Source organism: Kitasatospora sp. NPDC088346 (genome assembly GCF_044740765.1).
In the GTDB taxonomy this organism is placed as follows: Bacteria; Actinomycetota; Actinomycetes; order Streptomycetales; family Streptomycetaceae; genus Kitasatospora.
In genome coordinates this window covers 32,314-57,412 of sequence record NZ_JBIURH010000003.1, presented here as the reverse complement: position 1 = coordinate 57,412, position 25,099 = coordinate 32,314, and the positions used below count along the sequence as shown (strand labels likewise).

The 25,099-nt window shown below is 73.3% G+C and carries 23 protein-coding genes and 1 tRNA gene; 10 read left to right on the top strand and 14 right to left on the bottom strand.

Translation table 11 applies throughout. The features are described from left to right. Positions 1 to 17: 17 nt before the first annotated feature. Positions 18 to 809 carry a hypothetical protein gene (locus ACIOFR_RS06205; protein WP_400992880.1) on the top strand — a complete coding sequence of 264 codons (792 nt, stop codon included), beginning with the start codon at positions 18 to 20 and terminating at the stop codon, positions 807 to 809. Here the strand turns inward: ACIOFR_RS06205 and ACIOFR_RS06200 are convergent. From ACIOFR_RS06200 to ACIOFR_RS06185, 4 genes are all read right to left on the bottom strand, one after another. Then, entirely contained in the window at positions 778 to 1,473 is a 696-nt protein-coding gene (locus tag ACIOFR_RS06200; protein WP_400992879.1) for a VanZ family protein, read from the bottom strand. The two genes, ACIOFR_RS06205 and ACIOFR_RS06200, sit on opposite strands and share 32 nt — an antisense overlap. A gap of 67 nt (positions 1,474 to 1,540) precedes the next feature. After that, complete coding sequence (locus tag ACIOFR_RS06195) at positions 1,541 to 1,897, bottom strand: hypothetical protein (protein WP_400992878.1); 357 nt, start codon at positions 1,895 to 1,897, stop codon at positions 1,541 to 1,543. After that, entirely contained in the window at positions 1,894 to 3,342 is a 1,449-nt protein-coding gene (locus ACIOFR_RS06190) for an ATP-binding protein (protein WP_400993257.1), read from the bottom strand. Before ACIOFR_RS06190 ends, ACIOFR_RS06195 begins: the two co-directional genes overlap by 4 nt. A gap of 97 nt (positions 3,343 to 3,439) precedes the next feature. After that, on the bottom strand, positions 3,440 to 4,117 hold the full coding sequence (locus ACIOFR_RS06185) for a response regulator (protein ID WP_371497439.1): 678 nt from the start codon (positions 4,115 to 4,117) through the stop codon (positions 3,440 to 3,442). 273 nt (positions 4,118 to 4,390) lie between these two features. On the opposite strand from ACIOFR_RS06185, the gene ACIOFR_RS06180 reads away from it, so the two are divergent. Next, positions 4,391 to 5,305 (top strand): SigE family RNA polymerase sigma factor, encoded by a 915-nt coding sequence (locus ACIOFR_RS06180; protein WP_400992877.1) that lies wholly within the window; start codon positions 4,391 to 4,393, stop codon positions 5,303 to 5,305. Positions 5,306 to 5,500: 195 nt separating this feature from the next. Here ACIOFR_RS06180 and ACIOFR_RS06175 read toward each other — a convergent pair whose 3' ends face one another. From ACIOFR_RS06175 to deoC, 4 genes are all read right to left on the bottom strand, one after another. Further along, positions 5,501 to 6,142, bottom strand: a complete 642-nt coding sequence (locus ACIOFR_RS06175) for an ATP-binding protein (RefSeq protein ID WP_400992876.1) — start codon at positions 6,140 to 6,142, stop codon at positions 5,501 to 5,503. A 265-nt stretch (positions 6,143 to 6,407) separates the two neighbouring features. Continuing rightward, positions 6,408 to 7,310 (bottom strand): aldehyde dehydrogenase family protein, encoded by a 903-nt coding sequence (locus ACIOFR_RS06170; protein ID WP_400992875.1) that lies wholly within the window; start codon positions 7,308 to 7,310, stop codon positions 6,408 to 6,410. Continuing rightward, positions 7,303 to 8,796: an aldehyde dehydrogenase family protein gene (locus ACIOFR_RS06165; RefSeq protein WP_400992873.1), complete on the bottom strand. Its 1,494-nt coding sequence runs from the start codon at positions 8,794 to 8,796 to the stop codon at positions 7,303 to 7,305. The genes ACIOFR_RS06170 and ACIOFR_RS06165 overlap by 8 nt, the downstream gene beginning before the upstream one ends. A gap of 5 nt (positions 8,797 to 8,801) precedes the next feature. Next, positions 8,802 to 9,788 (bottom strand): deoxyribose-phosphate aldolase, encoded by a 987-nt coding sequence (gene deoC, locus ACIOFR_RS06160; RefSeq protein WP_400993255.1) that lies wholly within the window; start codon positions 9,786 to 9,788, stop codon positions 8,802 to 8,804. Between the two features lie 258 nt (positions 9,789 to 10,046). Here deoC and ACIOFR_RS06155 point away from each other — a divergent pair. From ACIOFR_RS06155 to ACIOFR_RS06135, 5 genes are all read left to right on the top strand, one after another. Next, positions 10,047 to 10,141 (top strand) — tRNA-Arg (locus ACIOFR_RS06155). A gap of 104 nt (positions 10,142 to 10,245) precedes the next feature. Continuing rightward, positions 10,246 to 10,863, top strand: coding sequence for a TetR family transcriptional regulator (locus ACIOFR_RS06150; protein WP_400992872.1), 618 nt, complete (start codon positions 10,246 to 10,248; stop codon positions 10,861 to 10,863). A 50-nt stretch (positions 10,864 to 10,913) separates the two neighbouring features. After that, complete coding sequence (locus ACIOFR_RS06145; protein ID WP_400992870.1) at positions 10,914 to 11,687, top strand: ABC transporter ATP-binding protein; 774 nt, start codon at positions 10,914 to 10,916, stop codon at positions 11,685 to 11,687. After that, positions 11,684 to 12,421 (top strand): ABC transporter permease, encoded by a 738-nt coding sequence (locus ACIOFR_RS06140; protein WP_400992869.1) that lies wholly within the window; start codon positions 11,684 to 11,686, stop codon positions 12,419 to 12,421. The genes ACIOFR_RS06145 and ACIOFR_RS06140 overlap by 4 nt, the downstream gene beginning before the upstream one ends. 121 nt (positions 12,422 to 12,542) lie before the next feature. Continuing rightward, positions 12,543 to 13,247 carry a PH domain-containing protein gene (locus tag ACIOFR_RS06135; protein ID WP_400992868.1) on the top strand — a complete coding sequence of 235 codons (705 nt, stop codon included), beginning with the start codon at positions 12,543 to 12,545 and terminating at the stop codon, positions 13,245 to 13,247. A 120-nt stretch (positions 13,248 to 13,367) separates the two neighbouring features. Here ACIOFR_RS06135 and ACIOFR_RS06130 read toward each other — a convergent pair whose 3' ends face one another. From ACIOFR_RS06130 to ACIOFR_RS06120, 3 genes are all read right to left on the bottom strand, one after another. Then, positions 13,368 to 15,062, bottom strand: a complete 1,695-nt coding sequence (locus ACIOFR_RS06130; protein ID WP_400992867.1) for a phospho-sugar mutase — start codon at positions 15,060 to 15,062, stop codon at positions 13,368 to 13,370. A 131-nt stretch (positions 15,063 to 15,193) separates the two neighbouring features. Next, positions 15,194 to 16,033 carry a purine-nucleoside phosphorylase gene (locus ACIOFR_RS06125; RefSeq protein WP_400992865.1) on the bottom strand — a complete coding sequence of 280 codons (840 nt, stop codon included), beginning with the start codon at positions 16,031 to 16,033 and terminating at the stop codon, positions 15,194 to 15,196. Between the two features lie 240 nt (positions 16,034 to 16,273). Beyond that, complete coding sequence (locus ACIOFR_RS06120; RefSeq protein WP_400992864.1) at positions 16,274 to 16,711, bottom strand: gamma-glutamylcyclotransferase; 438 nt, start codon at positions 16,709 to 16,711, stop codon at positions 16,274 to 16,276. Positions 16,712 to 16,832: 121 nt separating this feature from the next. Here ACIOFR_RS06120 and ACIOFR_RS06115 point away from each other — a divergent pair, with 121 nt between their 5' ends. Together ACIOFR_RS06115 and ACIOFR_RS06110 are read left to right on the top strand one after the other, a co-directional pair. Continuing rightward, positions 16,833 to 18,287, top strand: a complete 1,455-nt coding sequence (locus ACIOFR_RS06115; RefSeq protein ID WP_400992863.1) for an NAD(P)H-quinone dehydrogenase — start codon at positions 16,833 to 16,835, stop codon at positions 18,285 to 18,287. Between the two features lie 234 nt (positions 18,288 to 18,521). Continuing rightward, positions 18,522 to 19,463 carry a DeoR/GlpR family DNA-binding transcription regulator gene (locus tag ACIOFR_RS06110; protein WP_400993253.1) on the top strand — a complete coding sequence of 314 codons (942 nt, stop codon included), beginning with the start codon at positions 18,522 to 18,524 and terminating at the stop codon, positions 19,461 to 19,463. Between the two features lie 82 nt (positions 19,464 to 19,545). Here ACIOFR_RS06110 and ACIOFR_RS06105 read toward each other — a convergent pair whose 3' ends face one another. The 3 genes from ACIOFR_RS06105 to ACIOFR_RS06095 form a co-directional block, all read right to left on the bottom strand. Beyond that, complete coding sequence (locus ACIOFR_RS06105; protein WP_400992862.1) at positions 19,546 to 20,988, bottom strand: amino acid permease; 1,443 nt, start codon at positions 20,986 to 20,988, stop codon at positions 19,546 to 19,548. Positions 20,989 to 21,272: 284 nt separating this feature from the next. Continuing rightward, the gene (locus ACIOFR_RS06100; protein WP_400992861.1) at positions 21,273 to 23,045 is read right to left on the bottom strand and encodes an acetyl/propionyl/methylcrotonyl-CoA carboxylase subunit alpha; all 1,773 of its coding nucleotides are present in this window, start codon (positions 23,043 to 23,045) and stop codon (positions 21,273 to 21,275) included. 228 nt (positions 23,046 to 23,273) lie between these two features. Then, complete coding sequence (locus tag ACIOFR_RS06095; protein ID WP_400992860.1) at positions 23,274 to 24,026, bottom strand: hypothetical protein; 753 nt, start codon at positions 24,024 to 24,026, stop codon at positions 23,274 to 23,276. Between the two features lie 266 nt (positions 24,027 to 24,292). Here ACIOFR_RS06095 and ACIOFR_RS06090 point away from each other — a divergent pair, with 266 nt between their 5' ends. Beyond that, the gene (locus ACIOFR_RS06090; RefSeq protein WP_400992858.1) at positions 24,293 to 25,090 is read left to right on the top strand and encodes an alpha/beta hydrolase; all 798 of its coding nucleotides are present in this window, start codon (positions 24,293 to 24,295) and stop codon (positions 25,088 to 25,090) included. The last annotated feature ends 9 nt before the right edge of the window (positions 25,091 to 25,099 follow it).

Genomic DNA, 25,099 nt, shown 5'->3' with positions numbered 1-25,099 from the left:
CAAGGAACACACCACACATGCGCGCACCCCGGCTGCTTGCCGCCACCCTGCTCTGCTCCCTCGGCCTCGCCGGCGTGACCGCCTGCGGGCCGGCGGAGGAGAAGAAGACGAGCACCGACGCGAAGGCGGCCGCCGCCTCGCCGTCCGCCGCCTCGCCGTCCGCCGCCGGGCTGGAGAGCCTGTCCGCGGCCGAGATCGTGAAGAGGACCCAGGAGGCCAGCACCAAGGCGACCTCGGTCAAGCTGACCTTCGACATCGCCTCGGAGGGGACGAAGATAGCCGGCTCGGTGGCCGAGGACAGCTCGGGCAACTGCGTCGGCCAGGTCAGCCTGGGTGACAAGGGCAGCTTCGAGGTGCTGCGGACCTCGGGGTCGGTGTGGCTGAAGCCGGACGCGGTGTTCTGGGAGAAGTCGGTCGCGGCGGGCACCTCGAAGACGCTGGCCGGCAAGTACATGAAGGGCGGCGCCGAGGCGGCCGGCGTGAAGGAGCTGGCGAGCTTCTGCGACATGGGCCTTGAGGCGCTGAAGTCCATCGGCCGGACCGAGGACGGCACGGACGACACCGCGAGCGCCACCAAGGGCGGTACCAGGCAGATCGGTTCGGACCTCGCCGTGGTCATCAAGGACGGGGACGCGACCACCCAGGCCGAGATGGCGGTGGCCGCCAAGGGCGAGCCGTACCTGCTGCAGCTGGCCACCACCGGCGCGGACACCGGCACCATGACCTTCGCCGACTACGGCAAGCCCGTCACCGTGACGGCCCCGCCGGCCGCGCAGGTCATCGATGCGTCGAAGTACCTGAAGGGCTGAGCCCGCCGAACCCCGCGACCGGGACCGTCCGCTCGTACGCCTGCGCGTACCGGGGGCGGTCCTGGTCCGTCTCCGCAGGGACTTCCGCAGGGACTTCCACGGCGCCGGTGCCGTGACCCGGGCCGGCGACCGCCGGGGCCGGACGCTCGCGCAGCATCAGGGCCCGCAGGGCGGGCACCACCGCCACGTGGCAGACGGCCGCACCGAGCGTCCCGAGCAGGATGTCGTCCACGTTCAGGACGTGCCCCGGGGCCCACCCCTCCATGATCTCCAGGGCGGTGGCCAGCAGCGCCGCGCCGCCGACGGTCCGGAACAGCGAGGGCAGCCAGGCCGTCCGCACCCGCCCGCCGGCCAGCGGCAGCAGGGCGCCGAACGGCGCCAGCGGCAGCAGGCCGCCGGCGAGTTGCCGGGCGCCGTCCCAGCCGCCGAGCGAGAGCGCCTGCTGCACGGTGGCGAACGGGGTCAGGTTGGCCGGGTAGGTCCAGCTGACCGGGAGCGGACGCAGCGTCAGCCAGCCGAGGACGACCAGGTGGACCGCGAGGAGGATCCGCACCACCGTCCGGAGCGGACGCGACACCCCCGGCCGGGCGGCCGCTCCGGTGGCCTCGTCCTCGGGTGCTGCGCCGCTGTCCTCGGCGCGGGTGGTGGTGCCATGTCGGTGCACGGTCCCAAGGACGCCGGGTGGGTCGCGCACGGTTCCCGGCGATCCGCGAAGGGCCGGGAACCGGCGCTCAGGGGCAGGGCGAGCCGCTCGCCGAGGGGGTCGGCGACGGCGGCGCGCTGAACAGCCCGGCGGACGGCGACACGGACGGCGAGACGAACGGGGCGGCGGACGGCGGTGCCGACAGTGGCGCGGACGGCGAGGCGGAGGCCGTCACCGGGGGCCGGGCGGTCCTGGGCGCGGTCGGCACGGGCGAGGCCGAGGGCGTCGGCGAGGTGGGCGCGCTCGGCACCTGGGGGACGGCGGGGCAGGCCGTCCGGCTGGCGGGCGCACCCGCGAACACCGGGACGGCGGTCGGCCGGATGCCGCAGCCGGCGAGGGCGAGCAGCAGGAACAGCGTGGCGGGCAGGGTCTTGCGGGCGTTCACCGGGCGTCCTCCTGCTCGTCCGGGGCGGGCGGGGTCAGGGGCAGGCTGAGCGTGAAGACCGCGCCCGTCTCGCCGTTGGCGGCACTGATGGTGCCGCCGTGTATCTGGGCGTTGGCCATCGCGATGGACAGCCCCAGCCCGCTCCCCTCCGACCTGGCCCGGCCCTTGTCGGCCTTGTAGAACCGGTCGAACACGTGCGGCAGCACGTCCTCGGGGATGCCGGGCCCGCTGTCGGAGACCTGGACGACGACCTGGCCGTCCCGCTCGCGCACCCGCACCCGCACCGGCGAGCCGCCGTGCTTGAGCGCGTTGCCGATCAGGTTGGCCAGCACCACGTCGAGCCGGCGCGGGTCCACCATGGCCCGGACGCCGCGCGGGGCGTCCACCTCCACGGCGTCGTACCAGGCGCGGCCGTCGATGCAGGACGTCAGCAGGTCGGCGATGTCCACCTCGTCGGCGACCAGCTTGGCGGTGCCGGCGTCGAAGCGGGTCACCTCCATCAGGTTCTCGACCAGGTCGGAGAGCCGGCGGGTCTCGCTGACCACCAGCCGGACGGCGGGCTCGATCATCGGGTCCAGCGCGTCGGCCTCGTCCTCCAGGATGTCGGTGACGGCGGTCATCGCGGTGAGCGGGGTGCGCAGTTCGTGCGACATGTCGGCGACGAACCGGCGGCTCTGCGCCTCGCGCGCGCTCAACTCCGCGACCTGGTCGGACAGCGACTCGGCGGTCCGGTTGAACGTCCTGGCCAGGTCGGCGAGTTCGTCGCCGCCCTCGACCTCCAGCCGGGTGTCGAGCTTGCCCTCGCCGAGCCGCCGGGCGGCCTCGCCGAGGCGTTTCACCGGGCGCAGCACGGTCGCCGAGGCGGCCTGGGCGAGCAGCGCCGAACCGATCAGCGCGAGCAGGGTGGCGATCGCCAGCGACCAGCCGAGGGTGTTGAGGTCGGCCCGTTCGGTGTCCAGCGACTTGAACATGTAGGCGGTCAGCGGCGTCTCGACGACCTTGGACCCGCCGATCAGGTACGGCGCGTCCAGGTTCACCCGCTGCCAGTACAGGTGGTAGCCGCCGCTGCCGCCGCCCGGGCCCGCCGCGCGCGGCACGCCGACGGTGGCCTGCAGCGTCTGCGGGACCCTGGCCAGGGTGAAGCGGGTCGGGTCGGAGGAGGCCAGGCAGTCCGGCCGGCTCTCGTCGACCACCAGCACGTCGTAGTTGAGGCCGGAGCCGGCCACCTGGTTGGCCAGGTCGACCAGTTCGGGGCAGCTCGCGTTCTGCGGCAGTGCGGAGACGTTGCGGGTCACCGAGACCCGGAAGTCGTTCAGCGCGGTGTCCTGGGCGCGCTTGAGCACCGCGTCCCGGTTCAGCCAGTAGGCGATGCCGGACGCGGAGACCGCGGTGATCAGCGCGACCGCGGCGAACACCGCGATCAGCCGCACCCGCAACGAGCGCAGGCGGCGCCACGGGCCCGAGCGGAAGCGCGCGCGGGGGCGGGGCCGCTGGGTCTGAGGGTCAGTCAACAGTTCTCGCAGACGGGTCGGATCGGGCGGGCTACGCCGGCGGGTCGAGCCGGTAGCCCACGCCGCGCACGGTGCGGATCAGCGTCGGAGCCGAAGGCACATCCTCCACCTTCGCCCTCAGCCGCTGCACACAGGCGTCCACCAGCCGGGAGTCTCCCAGGTAGTCGTGCTCCCAGACCAGCCGCAGCAGCTGCTGGCGGGAGAGCGCCTGACCGGGCCGGCGGCTCAGTTCGAGCAGCAGCCGCAGTTCGGTCGGGGTGAGCTGGAGGTCCTCCCCGTCCTTGGTGACCGTCATCGCGGAGCGGTCGATCACCAGGCCGCCGTAGCTGGCGGAGTCGGAGTTCTCCCGCTCGCCGCGGCGCAGCACGGCCCGGATCCGGGCGTCCAGCACCCGGGGCTGGACCGGCTTGACCACGTAGTCGTCCGCCCCGGACTCCAGGCCGACCACCACGTCGATGTCGTCGGAGCGGGCGGTGAGCAGGATGATCGGCAACTGGTCGGTGCGCCGGATCCGGCGGCAGACCTCGAAGCCGTCGATGCCCGGCAGCATCACGTCCAGCACGATGAGGTCCGGCCGCTGCTCCTTGAAGAGCTTCAGGCCGTCCTCGCCCGAGGCGGCGGCGGCCACACGGTGACCCTGGCGGGTGAGGGCGAGTTCGAGGCCGGTCCGGATGGCGTCGTCGTCCTCGATCAGAAGCAGGAAAGGCACGGCCTCATTCTGGCCCACCCGGCCCGCCGATTCACCCACCAGGTACCGGTCGATGCCCGGTGGAACCGGAATCGTTGCTTCACGCGTCCACGGCGGTGTGGCGGAGGAACGCGCGAAAGCCCGTTCCGCTGTGACAGCCCTGTGACAGTCGGCGGACACCGCGATGACGAGCGGTTGGCAGGATTTTCCTTGTCGCCGAAGAACGCACCAGGTCACCGACCGGGGCGGACGGCGGCGACAAGGACCCGCACGTACCGACCATGGGGGCGCACGATGACCGCAACGCTGAAGACCCGCACCACCGGGGCCGTCCGCACCGCGCACTCATCCGGCGCGGCCCCGCGGACCCGGTACGAGGTGCGGACCGACGAGACGTCCGGCGCCGTGATCGTACGGGGGTGCGCACACAGCGCCGGAGCCCGCCGCCCGGTGGGCGCGGGCAGGGGGGAACTGCACGGGATCGGTCGCATGGGGAGTGCGACCGACTCCGGTGCCACGCTGACGCTCCGGGGAATCCTCCCGGTGCGCCCGGGTGGCAGCGGGTCCGCGGTCGGGGGGTCCGGCTCGGGGGAGCCGGACGACCGCAGGACTCCGGGCACGACGCTGCTGCACCTGGCGCCGGCGGCCGGGGAGTCCGCCGCGCCGGAGCAGCAGCCGGCCGGTGACCGCACCGCCGAGTTCACCGCGTACGTGCAGGAGCGCCGCGCGTCCCTGTTCGCCACCGCCTACCACCTGACCGGCGACCGCTTCGAGGCCGAGGACCTGCTGCAGAGCGCGCTCTTCAGCACCTACCGCGCCTGGGACCGGATCACCGACAAGGCCGCGCTCGGGGGCTACCTCCGGCGCACCATGACCAACCTGCACATCTCCGCCTGGCGCCGCCGCAAGGTCAACGAGTACCCGACCGAGGAGCTGCCGGAGACGGTCGGCGACACCGACGCGATGGGCGGCACCGAGCTGCGCACCGTGCTCTGGCAGGCGCTGGCCAAGCTGCCGGAGAACCAGCGCACCATGCTGGTGCTGCGCTACTACGAGGGCCGGACCGACCCGGAGATCGCCGACATCCTCGGCATCAGCGTCGGCACGGTGAAGAGCAGCATCTGGCGCGCGCTGCGCCGGCTGCGCGACGACGACCAGCTCAACCGCAGCGGTGACGCCTGCCTCGCCTTCGGCGAGCTGGTGGCCTGACCGCGGCGACGAGGACACCCGTCGGGGGACGGGGCAGGACCGCGGAGACGTGGTGGCCGACTCGGGGGAGTGGCCGCCGACGGGGGACCCGCAGGTCCGAGCACGGACGGGCCCGGTGCCGGGGAGAGGCACCGGGCCCGTCCGTGCTGTGCTGTGCGGACGCCGGGTAGGGCCGGGCCGGGGCCGGCGGGGCCGTCAGGCGACGGCGGCGACCGGCTGCCGCTCGGTGACCGCGCGGACCCGGCGGGTGGCCTCGGGGCCGGCGCAGGCGGCGGCCCCGAGCTCGACCTGCCGCGCCACGATGCCGCGCTCGGCCCGCATCAGCCGCCAGCCGCGCCGCAGCAGGTACGGGACGGACTTGCGGCCCTCGCGGACGTCCCGGCGAAAGCGCCGCCAGGCGGTGGTCAGCGGGCGGTTGCGCAGGCACAGGGCGTCGCCCAGCAGCTCCTCCGCGGCGCACTGGCCGGTCAGTTCGGCGGCGAAGATGCCCTCGGCGATGAAGGCGGACGCACCGCCCAGGTCCAGGGTGCGGCTGCCGTCCCGGCCGTTGGCGGGGATCGAGTAGACCGGCACCTCGGCACGGCCGGTGGCGACCAGCTGCCGGATCGCGGCCATGGCCTGCTCGCGGTGCCAGGAGAGCGGGGAGTCCCAGTCCGTCCCGCCGTCCGGGAAGAGCGGCAGGGTGGGGTCGTCCCCGTCCTTGTAGAAGTCGTCGAGCTGGAGCACGGGCAGGCCGCTGCGCTCGGCGAGCGAGGACTTCCCCGATCCGGAGGGGCCCGACAGGAGGATCACGCGGGCGCCGGGCGTCGGCTGGGCATTCAGCAGCAAGTCACTCACGGGACACCAGTCTGACGCATCGGGGCGCCCGACCGTAACCCGTCGGCAGCGGCTTCGGTCACACCGGGCGCGGGGCGGGCTCCGGGCGGGGCGGCTCCGGGCGACGCGGGGGCGGTACGGCTCCGCGGTCGGGTGGCCGCAGACGTGGACGGACCCGCACTAGGGGGGAGAAGTGCGGGTCCGTCATCGGCACGTCCGGGCCCCCGGGGGGGTAGGGGCACTGGGGACGGCCGGTCTGTGGAGTTGTCTCCGGGGCTGCGGAGGGTCAGATACCCATCGGGTGCCAGACCGTCTTCGTCTCGAGGAACGACAGCAGCCGCTCGGTGCCGGGCGCCTGGGTCCAGTCCTGGGTGGACGGGTCGAGCACCGGGCGGATCACTCGCTTCAGGGTATCCGCGGCACCGGCTTCCAGTGCCGCCGCCGCGCCGGGACCTTCGGCGGCGATCGCTCCGGCCAGGTCCAGCCCGTTGACGTCCTGGTGGGTGGCCAGGGTCGGCGCGATGTCCGCGGTCTTCCCCGAGATGATGTTGACGACACCGCCGGGCAGGTCCGAGGTGGCCAGCACCTCGCCGAGCGAGAGGGCCGGCATCGGGGCGTCCGCGGCGGCCGCGACCACCACGGTGTTGCCCGCGGCGATCGCCGGGGCGATCACCTCGACCAGGCCGAGCAGCGAGTGCCCGTACCCGCTCTGCGGGGCGACGACGCCGATCACGCCGCTCGGCTCCGGGGTGGAGAGGTTGAAGAACGGCCCGGCGACCGGGTTGGCGCCGCCCGCGATCTGGGCGATCTTGTCCGTCCAGCCCGCGTACCAGACCCAGCGGTCGATCGCGGCGTCCACCAGCGCGGCGGCCTTCTTGGCACCGACGCCCTCGGCGGCGGCCACCTCGGCGGCGAACTGCTCGCGGCGGCCCTGGAGCATCTCGGCGACCCGGTACAGCACCTGGCCGCGGTTGTACGCGGTGGCGCCGGACCAGCCCTTCACGGCGGCGCGGGCCGCCAGCACGGCGTCCCGGGTGTCCTTGCGGGTGCCCAGCGGGGCGTTGCCGAGCCACTGGCCCTTGCTGTCGCTCACCTCGTACACCCGCCCGCTCTCGGAGCGCGGGAACTTCCCGCCGACGTACAGCTTGTAGGTCTTGAGGACGTCAAGACGCAGGGAGATGTCAGACATCGAGGTAGGCCTCCAGACCGTGCCGGCCACCCTCGCGGCCGTAGCCCGACTCCTTGTAGCCGCCGAACGGCGAGGTCGGGTCGAACTTGTTGAAGGTGTTGGCCCACACCACGCCGGCCCGCAGACGGGAAGCGGTCCACAGGATCCGCGAGCCCTTCTCGGTCCAGATGCCGGCCGACAGGCCGTACGGGGTGTTGTTGGCCTTCTCGACCGCCTCGGCGGGGGTGCGGAAGGTCAGCACCGACAGGACCGGGCCGAAGATCTCCTCGCGGGCGATCCGGTGGGCCTGGGAGACGCCGGTGAACAGCGTCGGGCGGAACCAGAAACCGGTGCCCGGCAGGTCGCAGGAGGGCGACCAGCGCTCGGCGCCCTCGGCCTCGCCGGCGGCGGTCAGCTCGGTGATCCGGGCCAGCTGCGCGGCCGAGTTGATGGCGCCGACGTCGGTGTTCTTGTCCAGCGGGTCGCCGACCCGCAGGGTGTCCATCCGGCGCTTGAGGGCGTCCAGCAGCTCGTCCTGGATCGACTCCTGGACCAGCAGGCGCGAGCCCGCGCAGCAGACGTGGCCCTGGTTGAAGAAGATGCCGTTGACGATGCCCTCGACGGCCTGGTCGATCGGCGCGTCGTCGAAGACGATGTTGGCGGCCTTGCCGCCGAGCTCCAGCGACAGCTTCTTGCGGCTGCCGGCCAGCTGCTTGGCGATCGCCCGGCCGACCGGGGTGGAGCCGGTGAAGGCCACCTTGTTGACGTCCGGGTGCGCGGTCAGCGCGGCGCCGGTGCGGCCGTCACCGGTGACGATGTTGACGACGCCCTTGGGCAGACCGGCCTGGCGGCAGATCTCGGCGAAGCGCAGCGCGGTCAGCGGGGTGGTCTCGGCCGGCTTGAGCACGACCGTGTTGCCGGTCGCCAGCGCCGGGGCGATCTTCCACGCCAGCATCAGCAGCGGGAAGTTCCACGGGATGACCTGGCCGGCCACGCCCAGCGGGCGCGGGTTGGCGCCGTAGCCGGCGAAGTCCAGCTTGTCGGCCCAGCCCGCGTAGTAGAAGAAGTGCGCGGCGACCAGCGGCAGGTCGACGTCGCGGGTCTCGCGGATCGGCTTGCCGTTGTCGATCGACTCCAGCACGGCCAGCTCGCGGGAGCGCTCCTGGATGATCCGGGCGATCCGGAACAGGTACTTGGCGCGCTCGCTGCCGGGCAGCGCGGACCAGTCCGTGAACGCCTTGCGGGCGGCGGCGACGGCGCGGTCCACGTCCTCGTCGGTGCCGTGCGCGAACTCGGCCAGCACCTGCTCGGTGGCCGGGTTGACGGTCTTCAGCGCCTCGCTGCCGGTCGAGTCGACGAACTCGCCGCCGATGAAGTGGCCGTAGGAGGTGGCGATGTCACCCGCGGCGGCCGGGGACTCCGGCGCCGGGGCGTAGTCGAACAGGCCGGCCGCGGGGGCGGCGGCAGCCTGGAGCTGGGGCTCTTCGATCTTCTTGTTCTTGGCCATGAGGGTCAGTCCACCGTCACGTAGTCGGGACCGGAGTACCGGCCGGTGGTCAGCTTCTGACGCTGCATCAGCAGGTCGTTGAGCAGGCTGGAGGCGCCGAAGCGGAACCAGTGCGGGGTCAGCCAGTCGTCACCGAGGGTCTCGTTGACCATGACGAGGTACTTCATGGCGTCCTTGGTGGTCTTGATGCCACCGGCCGGCTTCACGCCGATCTGGACGCCGGTCGCCGCGCGGAAGTCGCGGACCGCCTCCAGCATCAGCAGGGTCACCGGAGGGGTCGCGTTGACGGCGACCTTGCCGGTGGAGGTCTTGATGAAGTCGGCGCCGGCCAGCATCGCGAGCCAGGAGGCCCGGCGCACGTTGTCGTACGTCTGGAGCTCGCCGGTCTCGAAGATCACCTTCAGGTGGGCGTAGCTGCCGTCGGCGCGCCTGCACGCCTCCTTGACCGCGACGATCTCGTTGAAGACGTCCAGGTAGCGGCCGGAGAGGAAGGCACCCCGGTCGATCACCATGTCGATCTCGTCGGCGCCGGCGGCGACCGCGTCGGCGGTGTCGGCCAGCTTCACGGGCAGCGCGGCGCGGCCCGCCGGGAAGGCGGTGGCGACCGAGGCGACCTGGATCGGCGTGCCGGCCAGGGCGGCCTTGGCGGTGGCGACCATGTCCGGGTAGACGCAGATCGCGGCCACCTGCGGGGTGCTCGGGTCGGTGGGGTCGGGGTTGCGGCCCTTGATGCAGAGCGAGCGCACCTTGCCGACCGTGTCCGCGCCTTCGAGCGTGGTCAGGTCGATCATCGAGATGGCCAGATCGATGCCGCGGGCCTTGGCCGTGGTCTTGATCGAACGGGTGCCGAGGGACGCGGCGCGGGCCTCCAGGCCGACCTGGTCGACACCGGGCAGGCCGTGCAGGAAGCGGCGGAGCGATGCCTCGGACGCGGCGACGTCTGCGAGACCGCTGCCCGCAGCGTCGGGGGCGTTGGCTGCAAGAGTGGACATAGTCACCAGACCAGCATATCTACGCGCGTAGTCAGGCGCTAGGGGAGGTGGCTTTCGATGCGGGACCGAGATCTGTCCTGAATGTCGACGCTCCGCCGGGGGCCGCCCGGCGGTGGGTCGGCGACAGGCCGGGGCGGGCCTGGGGCGGTGGGGGCCGGCGGGGCCGGTGGAGCGGCGTCAGCGGGCGATCAGCGCGGCGTCAGGGCGGACTGGCAACGTAGTACTCGTGAACGGCGCGGGAGACCGGGCCGGGAACAGGGAGAGGTGCCCGGAGTGGTTGATCGGGGGCCGGGGCTTCGGTTCCGGTCGGGTGGTTTCGCCCGCCTTCGCAGGTTCGAATCCTGCCCTCTCCGCCCAGGTCGCCGGTGTTGCGGCGGTGGCTGCCGCGCGGGCCGCGAGGGCGGTGCCCGTTCCGGCGGGCGCGGGGTGCCGTGGCCCGTCCGGTGACAATGATCGGGTGACCTCCGCAGAGCAGCCGCAGCCCCCCGCGCCCCGCAAGAAGACCGGGCGCCGGCCCGGCGGCGCCGACACCCGCCGTACGGTGCTGGAGGCGGCGCGCGCCGAGTTCGCCGCGCGCGGGTACGAGAAGGCGAGCATGCGGGCGATCGCCCGGGCTGCCGGGGTGGACGCCGCGCTGCTGCACCACTACTTCGGGAGCAAGGACCGGCTCTTCCTGGCCGCGCTGGAGGTGCCGATCGACCCCCGGGTGGTGGTCGGGCAGGTGCTGGCGGGGGACCGGGCCACGGTCGGGGAGCGGGTGGCGGGCTTCGTCCTCCAGCTCTGGGAACAGCCCGAGACCCGGGACCGGATGCTCGCTCTGCTGCGGACCGCCGCCACCAACGAGCAGGTGGCGCTGCTGATGCGGGGCTTCATGGCCACCGAGGTGGTGGCCCCCGCGGCCGTCGAACTGGGCATCCCGCAGGCGGAGTTGCGGATCGAGCTGATGATGTCCCAGATCGTCGGGCTGGCCATGGCGCGGTACGTGATCGGTGTGGAGCCGCTGGCCTCGGCCGCGCCCGCCGAGGTGGCCCCGCTGCTGGCCCGCACCGTGCAGGGGTACCTCTCCGGGAACTGAGCGTGCCGCGCCCCCTTGACGGCCGTCCCCTGTCCCGTAAAACTCATCGCATGATGAATTACATGGCGGCCACGAACCCCGGGGACCCCGCCGGCCCCGCGGATCCCGCGATCCGGATCACCGGCCTCACCGTCCGCCGGGGCGGCCGCGCCGTCCTGCACGGCCTCGACGTCGACGTCCCGCGCGGCTCGATCACCGGGCTGCTCGGCCCGAGCGGCTGCGGGAAGACCACCCTGCTGCGTTCGGTCGTCGGGGTGCAGCGCACCGACGCCGGCGAGGTACGGGTGCTCGGCCTCCCGGCCGGCAGCGCCGCGCTGCGCCACCGCGTCGGGTACGTCACCCAGGCGCCCTCGGTCTACGGCGACCTCACCGTCGCCGAGAACCTCCGCTACTTCGCCGCCGTGCTCGGCGCCCCCGCCGGGGACCCGGCCCGGGTGACCGCCCTGGTCGGCCTCGGCGGCCACGAGGACGACCTGGCCGCGCGGCTCTCCGGCGGCCAGAAGGCCCGGGTCTCGCTGGCCGCCGCCCTGCTCGGCACCCCCGAACTGCTGATCCTGGACGAGCCCACCGTCGGCCTCGACCCGGTGCTGCGGCAGGACCTCTGGCAGCTCTTCCGCACCCTCGCCGACCGCGGCGCCACCCTGCTGGTCTCCAGCCACGTCATGGACGAGGCCACCCGCTGCGACCGCCTGCTGCTGATGCGCGACGGTCGGCTCCTCGCCCACGACACCCCCGCCGAGCTGCTCCGGGCCACCGGTGCGGCCGACATCGACGCCGCCTTCCTCCGACTCGTCCAGGCCGCACCCGTGGAGATCCCCCGATGAACCTCCGGCGCACCCTCGCCACCGCCCAACGGGTCCTCGGACAGCTGCGCCACGACCCGCGCACCATCGCGATGCTGCTGGTCGTCCCCTGCGTGCTGCTGACCCTGCTGAAGTACATGTACGACGGCCGGCCGGGCGCCTTCGACCGGATCGGCCCCGCGCTGCTCGGGATCTTCCCGCTGCTGGTGATGTTCCTGGTCACCTCGGTCGCCATGCTCCGCGAGCGCACCACCGGCACGCTGGAACGCCTGCTCACCATGCCGATGGGCCGGCTCGACCTGCTGCTCGGCTACGGCCTGGCGTTCGGCACGGTCGCCCTCGTCCAGGCGGCGCTGGCCTCCGCGCTCGCGCTCGGACCGCTCGGGGTGCGGGTGGCCGGCCCTACCTGGCTGATCTTCGCGGTCGCGCTCGGCGACGGGCTGCTGGGGATGGCCCTCGGGCTGCTGGTCTCGGCCTTCGCGGCCACCGAGTTCCAGGCCGTCCAGTTCCTGCCCGCCGTCCTGCTGCCGCAACTGCTGCTCTGCGGCCTCTTCGTGCCCCGCGACTCGATGGCCACCGTGCTGCGCTGGGTCTCCGACGCGTTGCCGCTCTCCTACGCCGTGGACGCCATGAACCGGCTCACCGCGACTCCCGGGGTCGGCGGCGACGTCCTGGTCGACCTCGCGGTCATCGCCGGCGCCGCGCTGCTGGCCCTCGGGCTCGGCGCGGCCACCCTCAGGCGCCGGACCGCCTGAGAACGGCCGGCGACGGACGCGGCACCGCAGCGCAAGCGGACGTGGCACCGCACCGGAATCCGCAGATCCGGGCGGTTGCGACCCTAGGGATTCACGGCACCCATGGTGCAGAATCGCCCCCATGACCGAATCCGACGGCACGCCCCACCCGGGCTCCGCCGCCCCCGAGCCGCAGTACGCCGACCGGAGCTACCGTTCCGTGCCCGGCATCATCTCCGGCGTCATGCTGCTCGCCGTGGCCGGCTGGCTGATCGGTGACGCCGTCATCAGTGGCACCGGCAGGACCCCGTGGATCGCGCTCGCCGCCGCCCCGGTCTTCGCCTTCCCGGTGATCGCCTACACCCTGCGGCCGGTGGTCTACGCGAACGAGCGCCGGCTGCTCGTCCGCAACCCGCTGCGCACCGTCGAGGCCCCCTGGGCCGCCGTCGAGGGGCTGCGCGCCGGCTACTCGGTCGAACTGTTCGCCGGCGGCAGGAAGTACCAGGTCTGGGCCGTGCCGGTGTCGCTGCGCCAGCGCAAGCGGGCCAACCGGCAGGCGGCCCGGGCCGCCGCCGCGGGGGACCCGGTGATCTCCGGCGGCAACCCGCGGACGACCGGGGGCCGCAACGCCAACCCGCTGGCCGGCCGGGCCGCCCGGACGGGGGCGGAGCCGGACCCGACCCGCGCGTGGTCCGACCAGGTGGTCGACTCGCTCCAGGAGCTGGCCGAGCGCAACGCCTCCCGCCCCGACGCGGCCGGACCGGTCGACGTCCGCTGGTGCTGGTGGATCATCGCGCCGACCCTCGCCGGGCTGGTCGCCCTGGTGACGCTGATCGCCGTCGGCTGACCCCCGCTCGCCGGTCCGCCGCAGGGCCGCCCCGGCGGCGGACAGCAGGAGGGCGTTCACCAGGTGGCAGCCGGGAGAACGCCCTCGCGCGTCGACGCCGTCAGAGGCCGTCCGATGCCGTCAGATGCCGGCCGCGGCGGCCAGGTCGCGCTTGACCGCGTCGAGCAGGGCCGCGGCCCGCTCGCGGGTGTCGGCGAGCGCGGAGGCGTCGGCCACCGGCAGGACGACCTCCAGATAGCACTTGATCTTGGGCTCGGTGCCGGACGGACGGACCACGATCCGGGCGGAGCGCACGCCCTCGCCCTCCAGGTAGTAGCGCAGGCCGTCGGTGGGCGGCAGGTCGGCGGAGCCGGCCGACAGGTCGTCGGCCCGGGTGACCAGCAGACCGGCCAGGACCGTCGGCGGCTGCTCGCGCAGGCGCTGCATCGCGGCGGCGATCAGCGACAGGTCCTCCACCCGGGCCGAGAGCTGGTCGGTCGCGTGCAGGCCGTGCTCCAGCGCCAGGTCGTCCAGCAGGTCGGTGAGGGTGCGGCCGCTCTGCTTGAGGGTCGCGGCCAGCTCGGCGACCAGCAGGGCGGCGGTGATGCCGTCCTTGTCGCGGACGCCGTCCGGGTCGACGCAGTAGCCCAGCGCCTCCTCGTAGCCGTAGCGCAGGCCGTCGGCCCGGGCGATCCACTTGAAGCCGGTCAGCGTCTCGGTGTAGTCGAGCCCGGCCGCGGCGGCGATGCTGCCGAGCAGGGTGGAGGAGACGATGGTGGTGGCGAAGGTGCCCTCGGCGTGCTTGGCGACCAGCGCGGAGCCCAGCAGCGCGCCCACGTCGTCGCCGCGGAGCATCCGCCAGCCGCCGTTGCCCTGCTCGGGCACGGCCACCGCGCAGCGGTCGGCGTCGGGGTCGTTGGCGATCACGATGTCCGGGCGGACCTCGGCGGCGGTGCGGAACGCGAGGTCCATCGCGCCCGGCTCCTCCGGGTTGGGGAAGGCCACGGTGGGGAAGTCCGGGTCCGGCTCGGCCTGTTCGGCGACCACGGTCGGCGCGGGGAAGCCCGCGAGCTTGAACGCGGACACCAGGACGTCCCGGCCGACGCCGTGCATCGGGGTGTAGACCACGTCCAGGTCGCGCGGGCTGCTCGGGTCGACGGTGGAGACGGCGCGGGCCAGGTACGCCTCGATCACGTCCTCGCCGAGCACCTCCCAGCCGGACTCGGCGCGCGGGACCTCGGCGAGCGAGCCGATGGCGTCGATCTCGGCGGCGATGCCGAGGTCGGCGGGCGGCACGATCTGCGAACCGTCGCCGAGGTAGACCTTGTAACCGTTGTCCTGCGGCGGGTTGTGGCTGGCCGTGACGGTGACGCCGGCGGCGGCGCCCAGGTGCTGGATGGCGAAGGCCAGCACGGGGGTCGGCAGCGGGCGCGGCAGCAGGGCGGCGCGCAGGCCGGCGCCGACCATCACCGCGGCGGTGTCGAGCGCGAAGTCGTACGACTTGTGGCGGGCGTCGTAGCCGATGACCACCAGGTCGCCGAGCTGCTCCTTGCGGACGTAGGCGGCCAGGCCGGCGGCGGCCCGGATCACCACGGCGCGGTTCATCCGCATCGGGCCGGCACCGAGCTCCCCGCGCAGGCCGGCGGTGCCGAACTGCAGGCGGTCGGCGAACCGCTCGCTGAGCTGCGACCACGCGATCCGTTCGCCGGACTCGGCGTCGGGGCCCTCGGCGGCGGCCAGCAGCGCGGAGAGCTCCTCGCGGGTCTGCGGGTCCGGGTCCTCGGCGAGCCAGGCCCGGACTCGGGCCATGAGGTCGGTGGTGGGCGCCTGGGGCATGGGGTGCCTGCTCCTCTGGGGGTTGATGTGAATGGGGGGCCGCCGGGCCGGTGCCGGACGGCAGGTACCTCGACCTGTCATCCGGCACCGGCTCGACGGCCCCTGCCTACTGATTCTGCGTCAGCGGACGCTCAGATCCGCTCAAGGACCTTCCCCAGCAGCGCGCCCATCCGCTCGGCCGAGGCCTTGCCGGCCTCCAGGACCTCCGCGTGGTTCAGCGGCTCGCCCGTCATACCCGCGGCCAGGTTGGTGACCAGGGAGATGCCCAGCACCTCGGCGCCGGCCTCGCGGGCCGCGATGGCCTCCAGGGTGGTCGACATGCCGACCAGCTCGCCGCCGATCACCCGGGCCATGTTGACCTCGGCCGGGGTCTCGTAGTGCGGGCCGCGGAACTGCACGTACACGGCCTCGTCCAGGCTCGGGTCGACCTCGCGGCACAGCTCGCGCAGCCGCTTCGAGTAGAGGTCGGTGAGGTCCACGAAGTTGGCGCCGACGATCGGCGAGTCCGCGGTGAGGTTGATGTGGTCGCTGATCAGCACCGGCTGGCCGGGGACCCAGCCCTGGCGGAGGCCGCCGCAGCCGTTGGTCAGTACCACGATCCCGCAGCCGGCGGCGGCGGCGGTGCGGACGCCGTGCACCACGGTGGCCACGCCGTGGCCCTCGTAGTAGTGGTTGCGGCCCAGGAAGATCAGGGCGCGCTTGTCGGCCGAGCCCTCGCTGCCCGGGATCCGGACGGAGCGGATCTTGCCGGCGTGGCCGGCGACCGAAGGGGCGGGGAAGCCGGGGAGCTCGGTGACCGGGAACTCGGCCACGGTCTCACCCAGCGCGTCGGCGGCCGGCACCCAGCCGGAGCCCATCACCAGGGCGACGTCGTGGCGCTCGGCACCGGTCAGCTCGCGCAGGCGCTCGGCGGCGTCCTGGGCGGCGGCGTAGGGGTCGGCAGAGACGACCGACTGAGGAGATGCGTTCACAGCACCGAGAATAGACGCGAATCGCCTACGCGCGTAGACAAACGCGCCAAGGCTTGCCGGATCGTTACCCGGATGACCTAAAGCGACAGGTCGGGGCCGGATCGCGGCCCCTGCGACTGGAGCAACCTCCGACCCGCCGCGGGGGACGGGCCCCACGGGGCCGAGCCGCCGGCGGGCGGTGCCGGGCCCGTCCGACCGCTCCGGCCGCGCGCCGCTTCGACGCGGATGGGCGGGCAGGACCTAGCAGGGGCGCCGGCGGAGGTCCGACACGTAGTCGTCCGGCGCTCCGGCGCTCTCCGCGGCGTCCGCGATCAGGCCGAGGTAGCGCGCGGCGGGCAGGCCGCCCTCGTAGTCGTTCAGCACGTACGTCCAGACCGGCACCTCGCCGTCCAGGCTCTGCGCCCGGAGCCGGATCTTGCGGTAGATGCCCAGCTGGACGCCCTCCCAGCGGTCCAGCCCCTCCTCGTCCATCGGCGCCACGTCGTACAGCGAGACGAAGACCTGGTCCTTCTCGTCCTCGACGACGGTGGCCAGCGAGCCCTCCCAGCCGAGGTGCTCACCGCCGAAGGTCAGCCGCCAGCCGGGCAGCCAGCCGGTGCCGCGCAGCGGGGAGTGCGGGGCGCGCCGGCTCATCTGCCGGGCGTCGAGGTTGGTGGCGTACGCGGCGTAGAGCGACATGGTCGTCAGCCTACGGGAGATCGCCCCCGGGTCACGGCCGGGGAGTGGCCACCGTCACATCCGGCGCGCGCGGGGTGGATTCAACGCCCCCGGCGTGGCGTCGGTTCCGGCATGCGGGAGAATGGGTCACGTGACTCGGATCGTGATCATCGGTGGCGGACCCGGCGGATACGAGGCGGCCCTGGTGGCCGCCCAGCTCGGCGCGGAGGTGACCGTCGTCGACCGCGACGGTCTGGGTGGATCGGCGGTGCTCACGGACTGCGTGCCGTCCAAGACGCTGATCGCCACGGCCGAGGTGATGACCACCTTCGACAGCTCCTACGAGGAGCTCGGCATCATCGTCGCCGACGACACCCCGCCGCTGGAGCGCGCGGCCCGGGTGGTCGGCGTGGACCTCGGCAAGGTCAACCGACGGGTGAAGCGGTTGGCGATCGCGCAGTCCCACGACATCACCCAGGCCGTCACCCGGGCCGGGGTCACCGTGCTGCGCGGCCGCGGCCGGCTGGGCGCCGGCGGCCAGGGGGCGGACGGCTCCCGCGAGGTCCTGGTCGACCGCGAGGACGGCAGCACGGAGTCCGTGCGCGCCGACGCCGTGCTGATCGCCACCGGGGTGCGCCCGCGCGAGCTGCCCGAGGCGCAGCCGGACGGCGAGCGGATCCTCAGCTGGACGCAGGTCTACGACCTGGAGGAGCTGCCGCAGGAGCTGATCGTGGTCGGTTCCGGTGTCACCGGCGCCGAGTTCGCCGGTGCCTACCAGGCGCTCGGCTCCCGGGTCACCCTGGTCTCCTCCCGCGACCGGGTGCTGCCCGGTGAGGACCCGGACGCCGCCGAGGTGCTTGAGGAGGTCTTCCGCCGGCGCGGCATGAACGTGATGAGCCGCTCCCGTGCGGAGACCGCCAAGCGCGTCGGCGACCAGGTCGAGGTGACGCTGGCGGACGGCCGGGTGATCACGGGCACGCACTGCCTGATGGCGGTCGGCTCGATCCCCAACACCTCCGACATGGGCCTGGAGGAGGCGGGGGTCAAGCTCAACGACTGGGGTCAGATCGCGGTGGACCGGGTCTCCCGGACCTCGGCCCCGGGCGTGTACGCGGCCGGCGACTGCACCGGCGTCTTCATGCTCGCCTCGGTCGCCGCCATGCAGGGCCGGATCGCGATGTACCACGCGCTCGGCGACGCGGTGCAGCCGCTGAACCTCAAGACGGTGGCCTCCAACGTCTTCACCGACCCGGAGATCGCGACGGTCGGCTACACCGCCGCCGACGTCTCCTGCGGGAAGATGGACGCCGTCGAGGTCAAGCTGCCGCTGCGGGGCAACCCGCGGGCCAAGATGCAGGGCATCCGGGACGGCTTCGTGAAGCTGTTCTGCCGCCCGGGCACCGGCATCGTGGTGGGCGGTGTGGTGGTCTCGCCGCGCGCCAGCGAGCTCATTCACTCGATCTCGCTCGCGGTGGACAACAACTTGACGGTCGAACAGGTGGCCAGCGCGTTCACCGTCTACCCGTCGCTCTCCGGATCCACCGCGGAGGCCGCCCGGCAGCTGCACATCCGCAAGCGGGAGAACTCGGACTCCTGATCCACGCAGTCCAGTTGGGGCGGCCGCCGGTGGTGGCCGCCTCCGCCGTTCCCGGCAGGTCCCACCCGCGCGGTGGAGCGCGTGCGCCGGCGAACAGCGGCGCACATTGTACGGTCGCGCGCTGGGCCGACGTGAGCAATTCCCGTTACCAGCTGCAAACGCCTGAAAGCAGACGGTCATTCAGTTACCGTCGGTTCTGTGTTTGCAGCAGAACGTCGCCAGTTGATCCTTGAGATGGTGCGCGCCAACGGAGCGGTCTCGCTCCGGGAACTGGCCCGCGTCGTCCAGACCTCCGAAGTCACCGTCCGCCGGGACGTCCGGGCGCTGGAGGCCGAAGGGCTGCTCGACCGCCGGCACGGCGGCGCGGTGCTCCCCGGCGGCTTCAGCCGGGAGCCCGGCTATCCGCAGAAGACCCATCTCGCCGCCGCCGAGAAGAGCGCCATCGCCGACCTGGCCGCGGGCCTGGTCGAGGAGGGCGACGCGGTGGTGGTCGGCGCGGGCACCACCACGCAGGAACTGGCCCGCCGGCTGGCCCGGGTGCCGGGCCTGACGGTGGTCACCAACTCCCTGCTGGTCGCCCAGGCGCTCGCGCACGCCAACCGGGTGGAGGTGGTGATGACCGGTGGCACCCTGCGGGGCTCTAACTACGCCCTCGTGGGCAGTGGGGCCGAGCAGTCCCTGCACGGGCTGCGGGTCTCCAAGGCCTTCATCTCCGGCAGCGGCCTGACCGCCGAGCGCGGCCTGTCCACCACCAACATGCTCTCCGCCAGCGTCGACCGCGCCCTGGTCCAGGCCGCCGCCGAGGTGATCGTGCTGGCGGACCACACCAAGCTCGGCTCGGACACCATGTTCCAGACGGTGCCGACCGAGGCGATCACGCACCTGGTGACGGACGAGCAGTCCGCCGCCGAGGACGCGACCGCCTGCGAGCTGAGCGCGCTGGCCGACTGCGGGGTGCGGATCTCGGTCGCCCCGACCGGGCTGCCGGCCGATTCGACGGTCCACGGTGGCCAGGACCGCCACCAGTCGCTGCCCGGCCCCGCCGTGCCGCGCCGGGTCGCCCCGCCGCCAGGCGGAGCCCCTCTGCCGGGCCAGCGGCGGCCCGGGGCGCACAGCGGACCGCCGGGTCAGCTGCCCACCCGGCTCGCCGAGCTGGGCGGCCCCAGGGTCCGCTGAGGACCCCGGGTGTCGCCGCGCCCCCGGGCCCGCCCGGGGGCGACCCGGGGCGGGCACCGGTGGGCGGGCACCGGTCGGCGGCTCAGGAGCCGCTCGCGGCCTCCGCGGCCAGCTCGCGGCCGGCCCGGCGGCGCTGCACGATCGGCGCGGCGGCCAGCACGATCGCCGCCGCGACCAGGGACAGGTACATCTGCTTGCGGCCGTCCTCGGTGGTGAACATGTAGACCATCACGAAGCCGATCAGGCCGATGGTGGCCCAGGTCAGGTACGGGTAGAGCCACATCCGCACGGTCAGCCGCTCCGGCGACTCACGCTCGATGATCTTCCGCATCCGCAGCTGGGACAGGCAGATCACGACCCAGACGAACAGCGCGACCGCGCCCGAGGAGTTCAGCAGGAACTGGAACACGGTGTTCGGCGAGGTGTAGTTGAAGAACACCGCGACGAAGCCGAAGACCACCGACGCCAGGGTCGCCGTGGTCGGCACGCCCCGGCTGCTGACCTTGGCGAACGCGGCGGGCGCGTCGCCCCGGCGGCCGAGCGAGAAGGCCATCCGGGAGGCCGTGTACAGGCCGGAGTTGAGGCAGGACAGCACGGCGGTCAGGACGATGACGTCCATCACCCGGCCCGCGCCGGGGATGCCGACGTGCTCCAGCACCGCCACGTACGGGCTGCCCTTGACGGCGGCCGAGTCCCAGGGCAGCAGGGTGACCACGATGGCGATCGAGCCCAGGTAGAAGATCCCGATCCGCCAGATGACGCTGTTGGTGGCCTTGCTGACGGCCTTCTCCGGGTCGGCGGACTCGCCGGCGGCCAGGGTGACGATCTCGCTGCCCATGAAGGCGAAGACCACGGTCAGCATGCCGGTGAAGACCGCGCCGACGCCGTGCGGCAGGAAGCCGCCGTTGTGGCCGACCAGGTTGGTGGTGCCGACCGCGTGCGTACCGGGCAGCAGGCCGAACACGGCCAGCGTGCCGATCACGATGAAGGCCGCGATGGCCACCACCTTGATGCCGGCGAACCAGAACTCGAACTCGCCGTACGAGGCGACCGAGAAGAGGTTGGTCGCGGTGAGCACGGCCATCACCAGCAGGGCGAAGGCCCACTGCGGGACGCCGGGCATCCAGCCGTTGAGGATCTTGGCGCCGGCGGTGGCCTCCACGGCCAGCACGACGACCCAGAAGAACCAGTACAGCCAGCCGATCGAGAAGCCGGCCCAGCGGCCCAGCGCCCGGTCCGCGTACGCGGAGAAGGAGCCGCTCTGCGGGTCTGCGGCGGCCATCTCGCCGAGCATCCGCATCACCATGACGACCAGCACGCCGGCCAGGGCGTAGGAGAGCAGGATGCCGGGGCCGGTCGAGGCGATGCCGGCGCCGGAGCCGACGAACAGGCCGGCGCCGATGACGCCGCCGATGGCGATCATCGACAGGTGGCGGTTCTTGAGTCCGGCCTGGAGGTTGCCGCCGGGGTTGCCGTCGGTGGCCTCGGGGCCGGTCCTGGTGCGCTGGGTGGTGTCCGCGCTCATAGGAGGTAGTGCCTTCCCCGCGTGAGGCCGGACCCTCGGCCACTGCTGCCGGAGGGATGTGGGGACGGAATCACGCGATCCGGGCAAACTAGCGGCTACGTCCGGGTATCGGAATCCCCATCACCGAATACCGACGAGTACCCCGCACTCGTCACACCGTCGAGTCACTGTCGTGACCTCGTCATCGACTGTCAGAACCCCGCGCCCCGGCGGTGCCCGGAACGCGGACCGGCCCGCGCACCCCCACAGGGGCGCACGGGCCGGTGCACGGCACTGACCGGGGGTCAGTCCTTGATCTCGCAGAGCGCGGCGCCGCTGCTGACGCTGGCGCCCACCTCGGCCTTGAGGCCGACGACGGTGCCGGCCTTGTGCGCGTTGAGCGGCTGCTCCATCTTCATCGCCTCCAGGACGACGATCAGCTCGCCCTCGGCGACCGTCTGGCCCTCCGTCACGGCGACCTTGACGATGGTGCCCTGCATCGGCGAGGCCAGGGTGTCACCGCTGACCGCCGAGCCGGCCTTCTTGGCACCGGCGCGGCGCTTGGTCTTCGCCGCGGCACCGCCCGCCGCCGGAGCGGCGGAGACGCCCAGCGAGGAGGGCAGCGAGACCTCGATCCGCTTGCCGCCGACCTCGACCACCACGGTCTCCCGCTGGTCCGCCTCCTCGGCCTCCCCGCCCGCGCCGGTGAAGGCCGGGATGGTGTTGGCGAAGTCGGTCTCGATCCAGCGGGTGTAGACCGTGAACGCCTCGTCGCTGCCGTGCACCTCGGGCGCGAACGCCGGGTCGGTGACGACCGCCTGGTGGAACGGGATGGCGGTGGCCATGCCCTCCACCTTGAACTCCGCCAGGGCGCGGGCGGAACGCTCCAGCGCCTGCTTGCGGGTGGCGCCGGTGACGATCAGCTTGGCCAGCAGCGAGTCCCAGGCCGGGCCGATGACCGAGCCGGTCTCCACGCCTGCGTCCAGCCGGACGCCCGGGCCGGTCGGCGGGGCGAACAGCGTCACGGTGCCGGGGGCCGGCAGGAAGTTGCGGCCCGGGTCCTCGCCGTTGATCCGGAACTCGATCGAGTGACCGCGGATCTCCGGGTCGTCGTAGCCGAGCTCCTCGCCGTCCGCGATCCGGAACATCTCGCGGACCAGGTCGATGCCGGTGACCTCCTCGGAGACCGGGTGCTCGACCTGCAGGCGGGTGTTGACCTCCAGGAACGAGATCAGCCCGTCCTGGGAGACCAGGAACTCGCAGGTGCCGGCGCCGACGTAGCCGGCCTCGCGCAGGATCGCCTTGGACGCGCGGTACAGCTCGGCGTTCTGCTCGGCGGTGAGGAACGGCGCGGGGGCCTCCTCGACCAGCTTCTGGTGGCGCCGCTGGAGCGAGCAGTCACGGGTCGAGACGATCACCACGTTGCCGTGCTGGTCGGCCAGGCACTGGGTCTCGACGTGCCGCGGGTTGTCCAGGTACTGCTCGACGAAGCACTCGCCGCGGCCGAAGGCGGCGACCGCCTCGCGGACCGCCGACTCGAACAGCTCCGGGATCTCCTCCAGGGTGCGGGCGACCTTCAGGCCGCGGCCGCCACCGCCGAAGGCCGCCTTGATGGCGACCGGCAGGCCGTGCTCCCGGGCGAACTCGACGACCTCGTCGGCGCCGCCGACCGGCTCCGGGGTGCCCGCGACCAGCGGCGCGCCGGCCCGCTGGGCCACGTGCCGGGCGGTGACCTTGTCACCGAGGTCGCGGATGGCCTGCGGCGGCGGGCCGATCCAGGTGAGGCCGGCGTCGAGGACGGCCTGGGCGAACTCGGCGTTCTCGGACAGGAAGCCGTAGCCCGGGTGGACGGCGTCCGCCCCCGAGTCCGCGGCCGCCTTGAGGACCTTGGCGATGTCCAGGTAGCTGGTGGCCGGGGTGTCGCCGCCGAGCGCGTAGGCCTCGTCGGCCGCGCGGACGTGCAGCGCGTCCCGGTCCGGCTCGGCGTACACGGCGACGCTGGCGATACCGGAGTCCCGGCAGGCCCGGGCGACCCGGACGGCGATTTCTCCGCGGTTGGCGATGAGCACCTTGCGCACTGTGGCTCCCTTCTTGAACCTCGTTGAGTCTAGGGATTGCATGGTCGTACCGGCGAGTAGCCCCAGGTGGTGAGCTAGCCCACGCGGAGCGTGACGCGGTTCCGTGATCATCTGCTCACGGAACGGGACACCTCGCTGGTGGCGACGTTACGCGGGCCCGTAGAGCATGGCCCGCGGGCGGCTGGAGCCGCGCGGTGGCGGATGTGGTCTTGGCCACATGAGGGTGGGTCAGGCGGCCACCGGGGTCGTCCGGGTGGTCGCGTCCGCGGTGACGTCCGCGGCCAGCTCGACCACGTCCGGGCCGTACGCCCGGGCGTTGACCACGCGCAGGACGAGTGCGAAGGTGCCGTCCTTGCCGTGGCGGCGGGCCAGGGCGCGGTGGTTGGCCACCAGGTGGCGCACCGCCGCGTGGTTGGAGGTCGCGGTCTGGCCGGCTATCAGGAACACCGGGCGGCTGCCGGGCTGTGGGTGCAGCCGGGCCAGCAGGACGTACGTCTGCCCGCCGGGCGCCGCGTCCGGGTGTACGAAGGCGAACTCGTGGTCCCCCACCTTGATGGTGGTGTCGCCGAACGGGCCGTCCGGGTCCTGCACCGCGAAGTCGACACCGGGCAGCCAGGAGGCCAGGTGGGCCGCGGTGCGGTCGTTGCTGGCCGGGCCGCCGAGGCAGAACTCCGACTTGCCGCCGAGCCCCTGCCGGACCTGGTCGTGCGCCACGATCTCGGCCCGCGCGCCGCACTCCTTGACCAGCGCGGACAGCTCCATCAGGGCGTACACGTCGTTGCGCGACACGCTCTTGGAGCTCTGCGAGGCGGCGTGGTGATTGACCACCAGCAGGCACTCGGTGCCGCCGGGCATCCCGAAGAACTCCCGCACCCGGCCGAGCCGGCGCCGGCGCCGCACGCTCTGCGCGAGCCAGCCGAGGCCGGCGCTGATGGCGCTGGCGACCAGGCCGAGCACCACGTTCAGCACGCTGTCCGTCATTCCTGCGCCTCCTTCCCGTCCACGGCTGCGCCAGCCTAGCGGCGCGGGCGGCCCCGGGTCGGTGGGTCACTGCGACAGATGTACGGGGCCGGTTCTGTCCGTATCCGCAACGGGAAACCGGACGGGTGTGCTCCGGACGGCTCGTGCCCCAACCGTAATGGTCCAGACCATTGACGCTCCATCGCCCCGCTCCCTAGCCTGCACGGCACGGCCCGCCGGGGTGCGGGCAGCGGATTCAACGGGTTCAGCGGATTCACGGGGGAACCATGAAGCGCCTCACCACGTCCGCGGCCGGCCTGGCGGCGGCCGTCCTGCTGCTCGCGGGCTGCGGCTCCCCGGGCGGCTCCGGCGGCTCCGGCGGCGCGGTGGGCGCGCCCTCGGCCGGAGCCTCGCCGGTCACCTACGGGTGCCTGACGAAGGAGCAGGGCGCCAAGGGCGCGGTGACCATCCCGAGCGGGGTCGGCGGCGTGGACGCCTACTACCGGGACTCCGACGCCGGCGGCGCCCGGGTGGCGATCGTGCTCTCGCACCAGAACGGCGGCAGCCTCTGCGACTGGGTGCCCTACCTGGACGGCTTCACCGGGGCCGGCTACGCCGTCCTGCCCTTCACCGCCAACGGGGACGTCGCGACCGGCATCGAGTCCGCCGCCGGCTACCTGAAGTCCCGGGGGATCACCGGGCTGGTCCTGATCGGCGCGTCCAAGGGCGGCACCGGCTCGCTGGTGGCCGCCGCGCTGCCCGGCCCGCTGCCGGTGGCCGCGGTGGTGTCGCTGAGCGGCCCGGAGTCCTTCGGGGCCGACAACGCGGCCACCGCCGTGAAACGGCTGACGGTGCCCGTGCTGTTCGCCGTCGAGGAGCACGACGGCACCTTCGCCGCCGACGCGAGGAGCCTGCACGCGGCGGCGGCCCCGGCCGACAAGCAGCTCCGGATCTACCCCGGCGCGAACCACGGCGCACAGGTGCTCAGGGACGGCGCGTTGCCCGACGTGCAGGCCTTCCTGGCCACCTATGCGCCCCCCCGCGGGCCGACCGAAGGGCTGACCGCGGCGGGCGTGAAGGGCTGACCGCGGGCT

Excerpts from the sequence above, each read along its gene's own strand:
- ACIOFR_RS06090 (WP_400992858.1), top strand. The coding sequence starts at position 24,293 with ATGAAGCGCCTCACCACGTCCGCGGCCGGCCTGGCGGCGGCCGTCCTG.
- ACIOFR_RS06145 (WP_400992870.1), top strand. The coding sequence starts at position 10,914 with ATGATGAATTACATGGCGGCCACGAACCCCGGGGACCCCGCCGGCCCC.
- ACIOFR_RS06205 (WP_400992880.1), top strand. The coding sequence starts at position 18 with ATGCGCGCACCCCGGCTGCTTGCCGCCACCCTGCTCTGCTCCCTCGGC.
- ACIOFR_RS06170 (WP_400992875.1), bottom strand. The coding sequence starts at position 7,310 with ATGTCTGACATCTCCCTGCGTCTTGACGTCCTCAAGACCTACAAGCTG.
- ACIOFR_RS06120 (WP_400992864.1), bottom strand. The coding sequence starts at position 16,711 with ATGTCGCTCTACGCCGCGTACGCCACCAACCTCGACGCCCGGCAGATG.
- ACIOFR_RS06115 (WP_400992863.1), top strand. The coding sequence starts at position 16,833 with ATGGGTCACGTGACTCGGATCGTGATCATCGGTGGCGGACCCGGCGGA.
- ACIOFR_RS06180 (WP_400992877.1), top strand. The coding sequence starts at position 4,391 with ATGACCGCAACGCTGAAGACCCGCACCACCGGGGCCGTCCGCACCGCG.
- ACIOFR_RS06140 (WP_400992869.1), top strand. The coding sequence starts at position 11,684 with ATGAACCTCCGGCGCACCCTCGCCACCGCCCAACGGGTCCTCGGACAG.
- ACIOFR_RS06095 (WP_400992860.1), bottom strand. The coding sequence starts at position 24,026 with ATGACGGACAGCGTGCTGAACGTGGTGCTCGGCCTGGTCGCCAGCGCC.
- ACIOFR_RS06105 (WP_400992862.1), bottom strand. The coding sequence starts at position 20,988 with ATGAGCGCGGACACCACCCAGCGCACCAGGACCGGCCCCGAGGCCACC.
- deoC (WP_400993255.1), bottom strand. The coding sequence starts at position 9,788 with ATGTCCACTCTTGCAGCCAACGCCCCCGACGCTGCGGGCAGCGGTCTC.
- ACIOFR_RS06110 (WP_400993253.1), top strand. The coding sequence starts at position 18,522 with ATGGTGCGCGCCAACGGAGCGGTCTCGCTCCGGGAACTGGCCCGCGTC.
- ACIOFR_RS06135 (WP_400992868.1), top strand. The coding sequence starts at position 12,543 with ATGACCGAATCCGACGGCACGCCCCACCCGGGCTCCGCCGCCCCCGAG.
- ACIOFR_RS06165 (WP_400992873.1), bottom strand. The coding sequence starts at position 8,796 with ATGGCCAAGAACAAGAAGATCGAAGAGCCCCAGCTCCAGGCTGCCGCC.
- ACIOFR_RS06130 (WP_400992867.1), bottom strand. The coding sequence starts at position 15,062 with ATGCCCCAGGCGCCCACCACCGACCTCATGGCCCGAGTCCGGGCCTGG.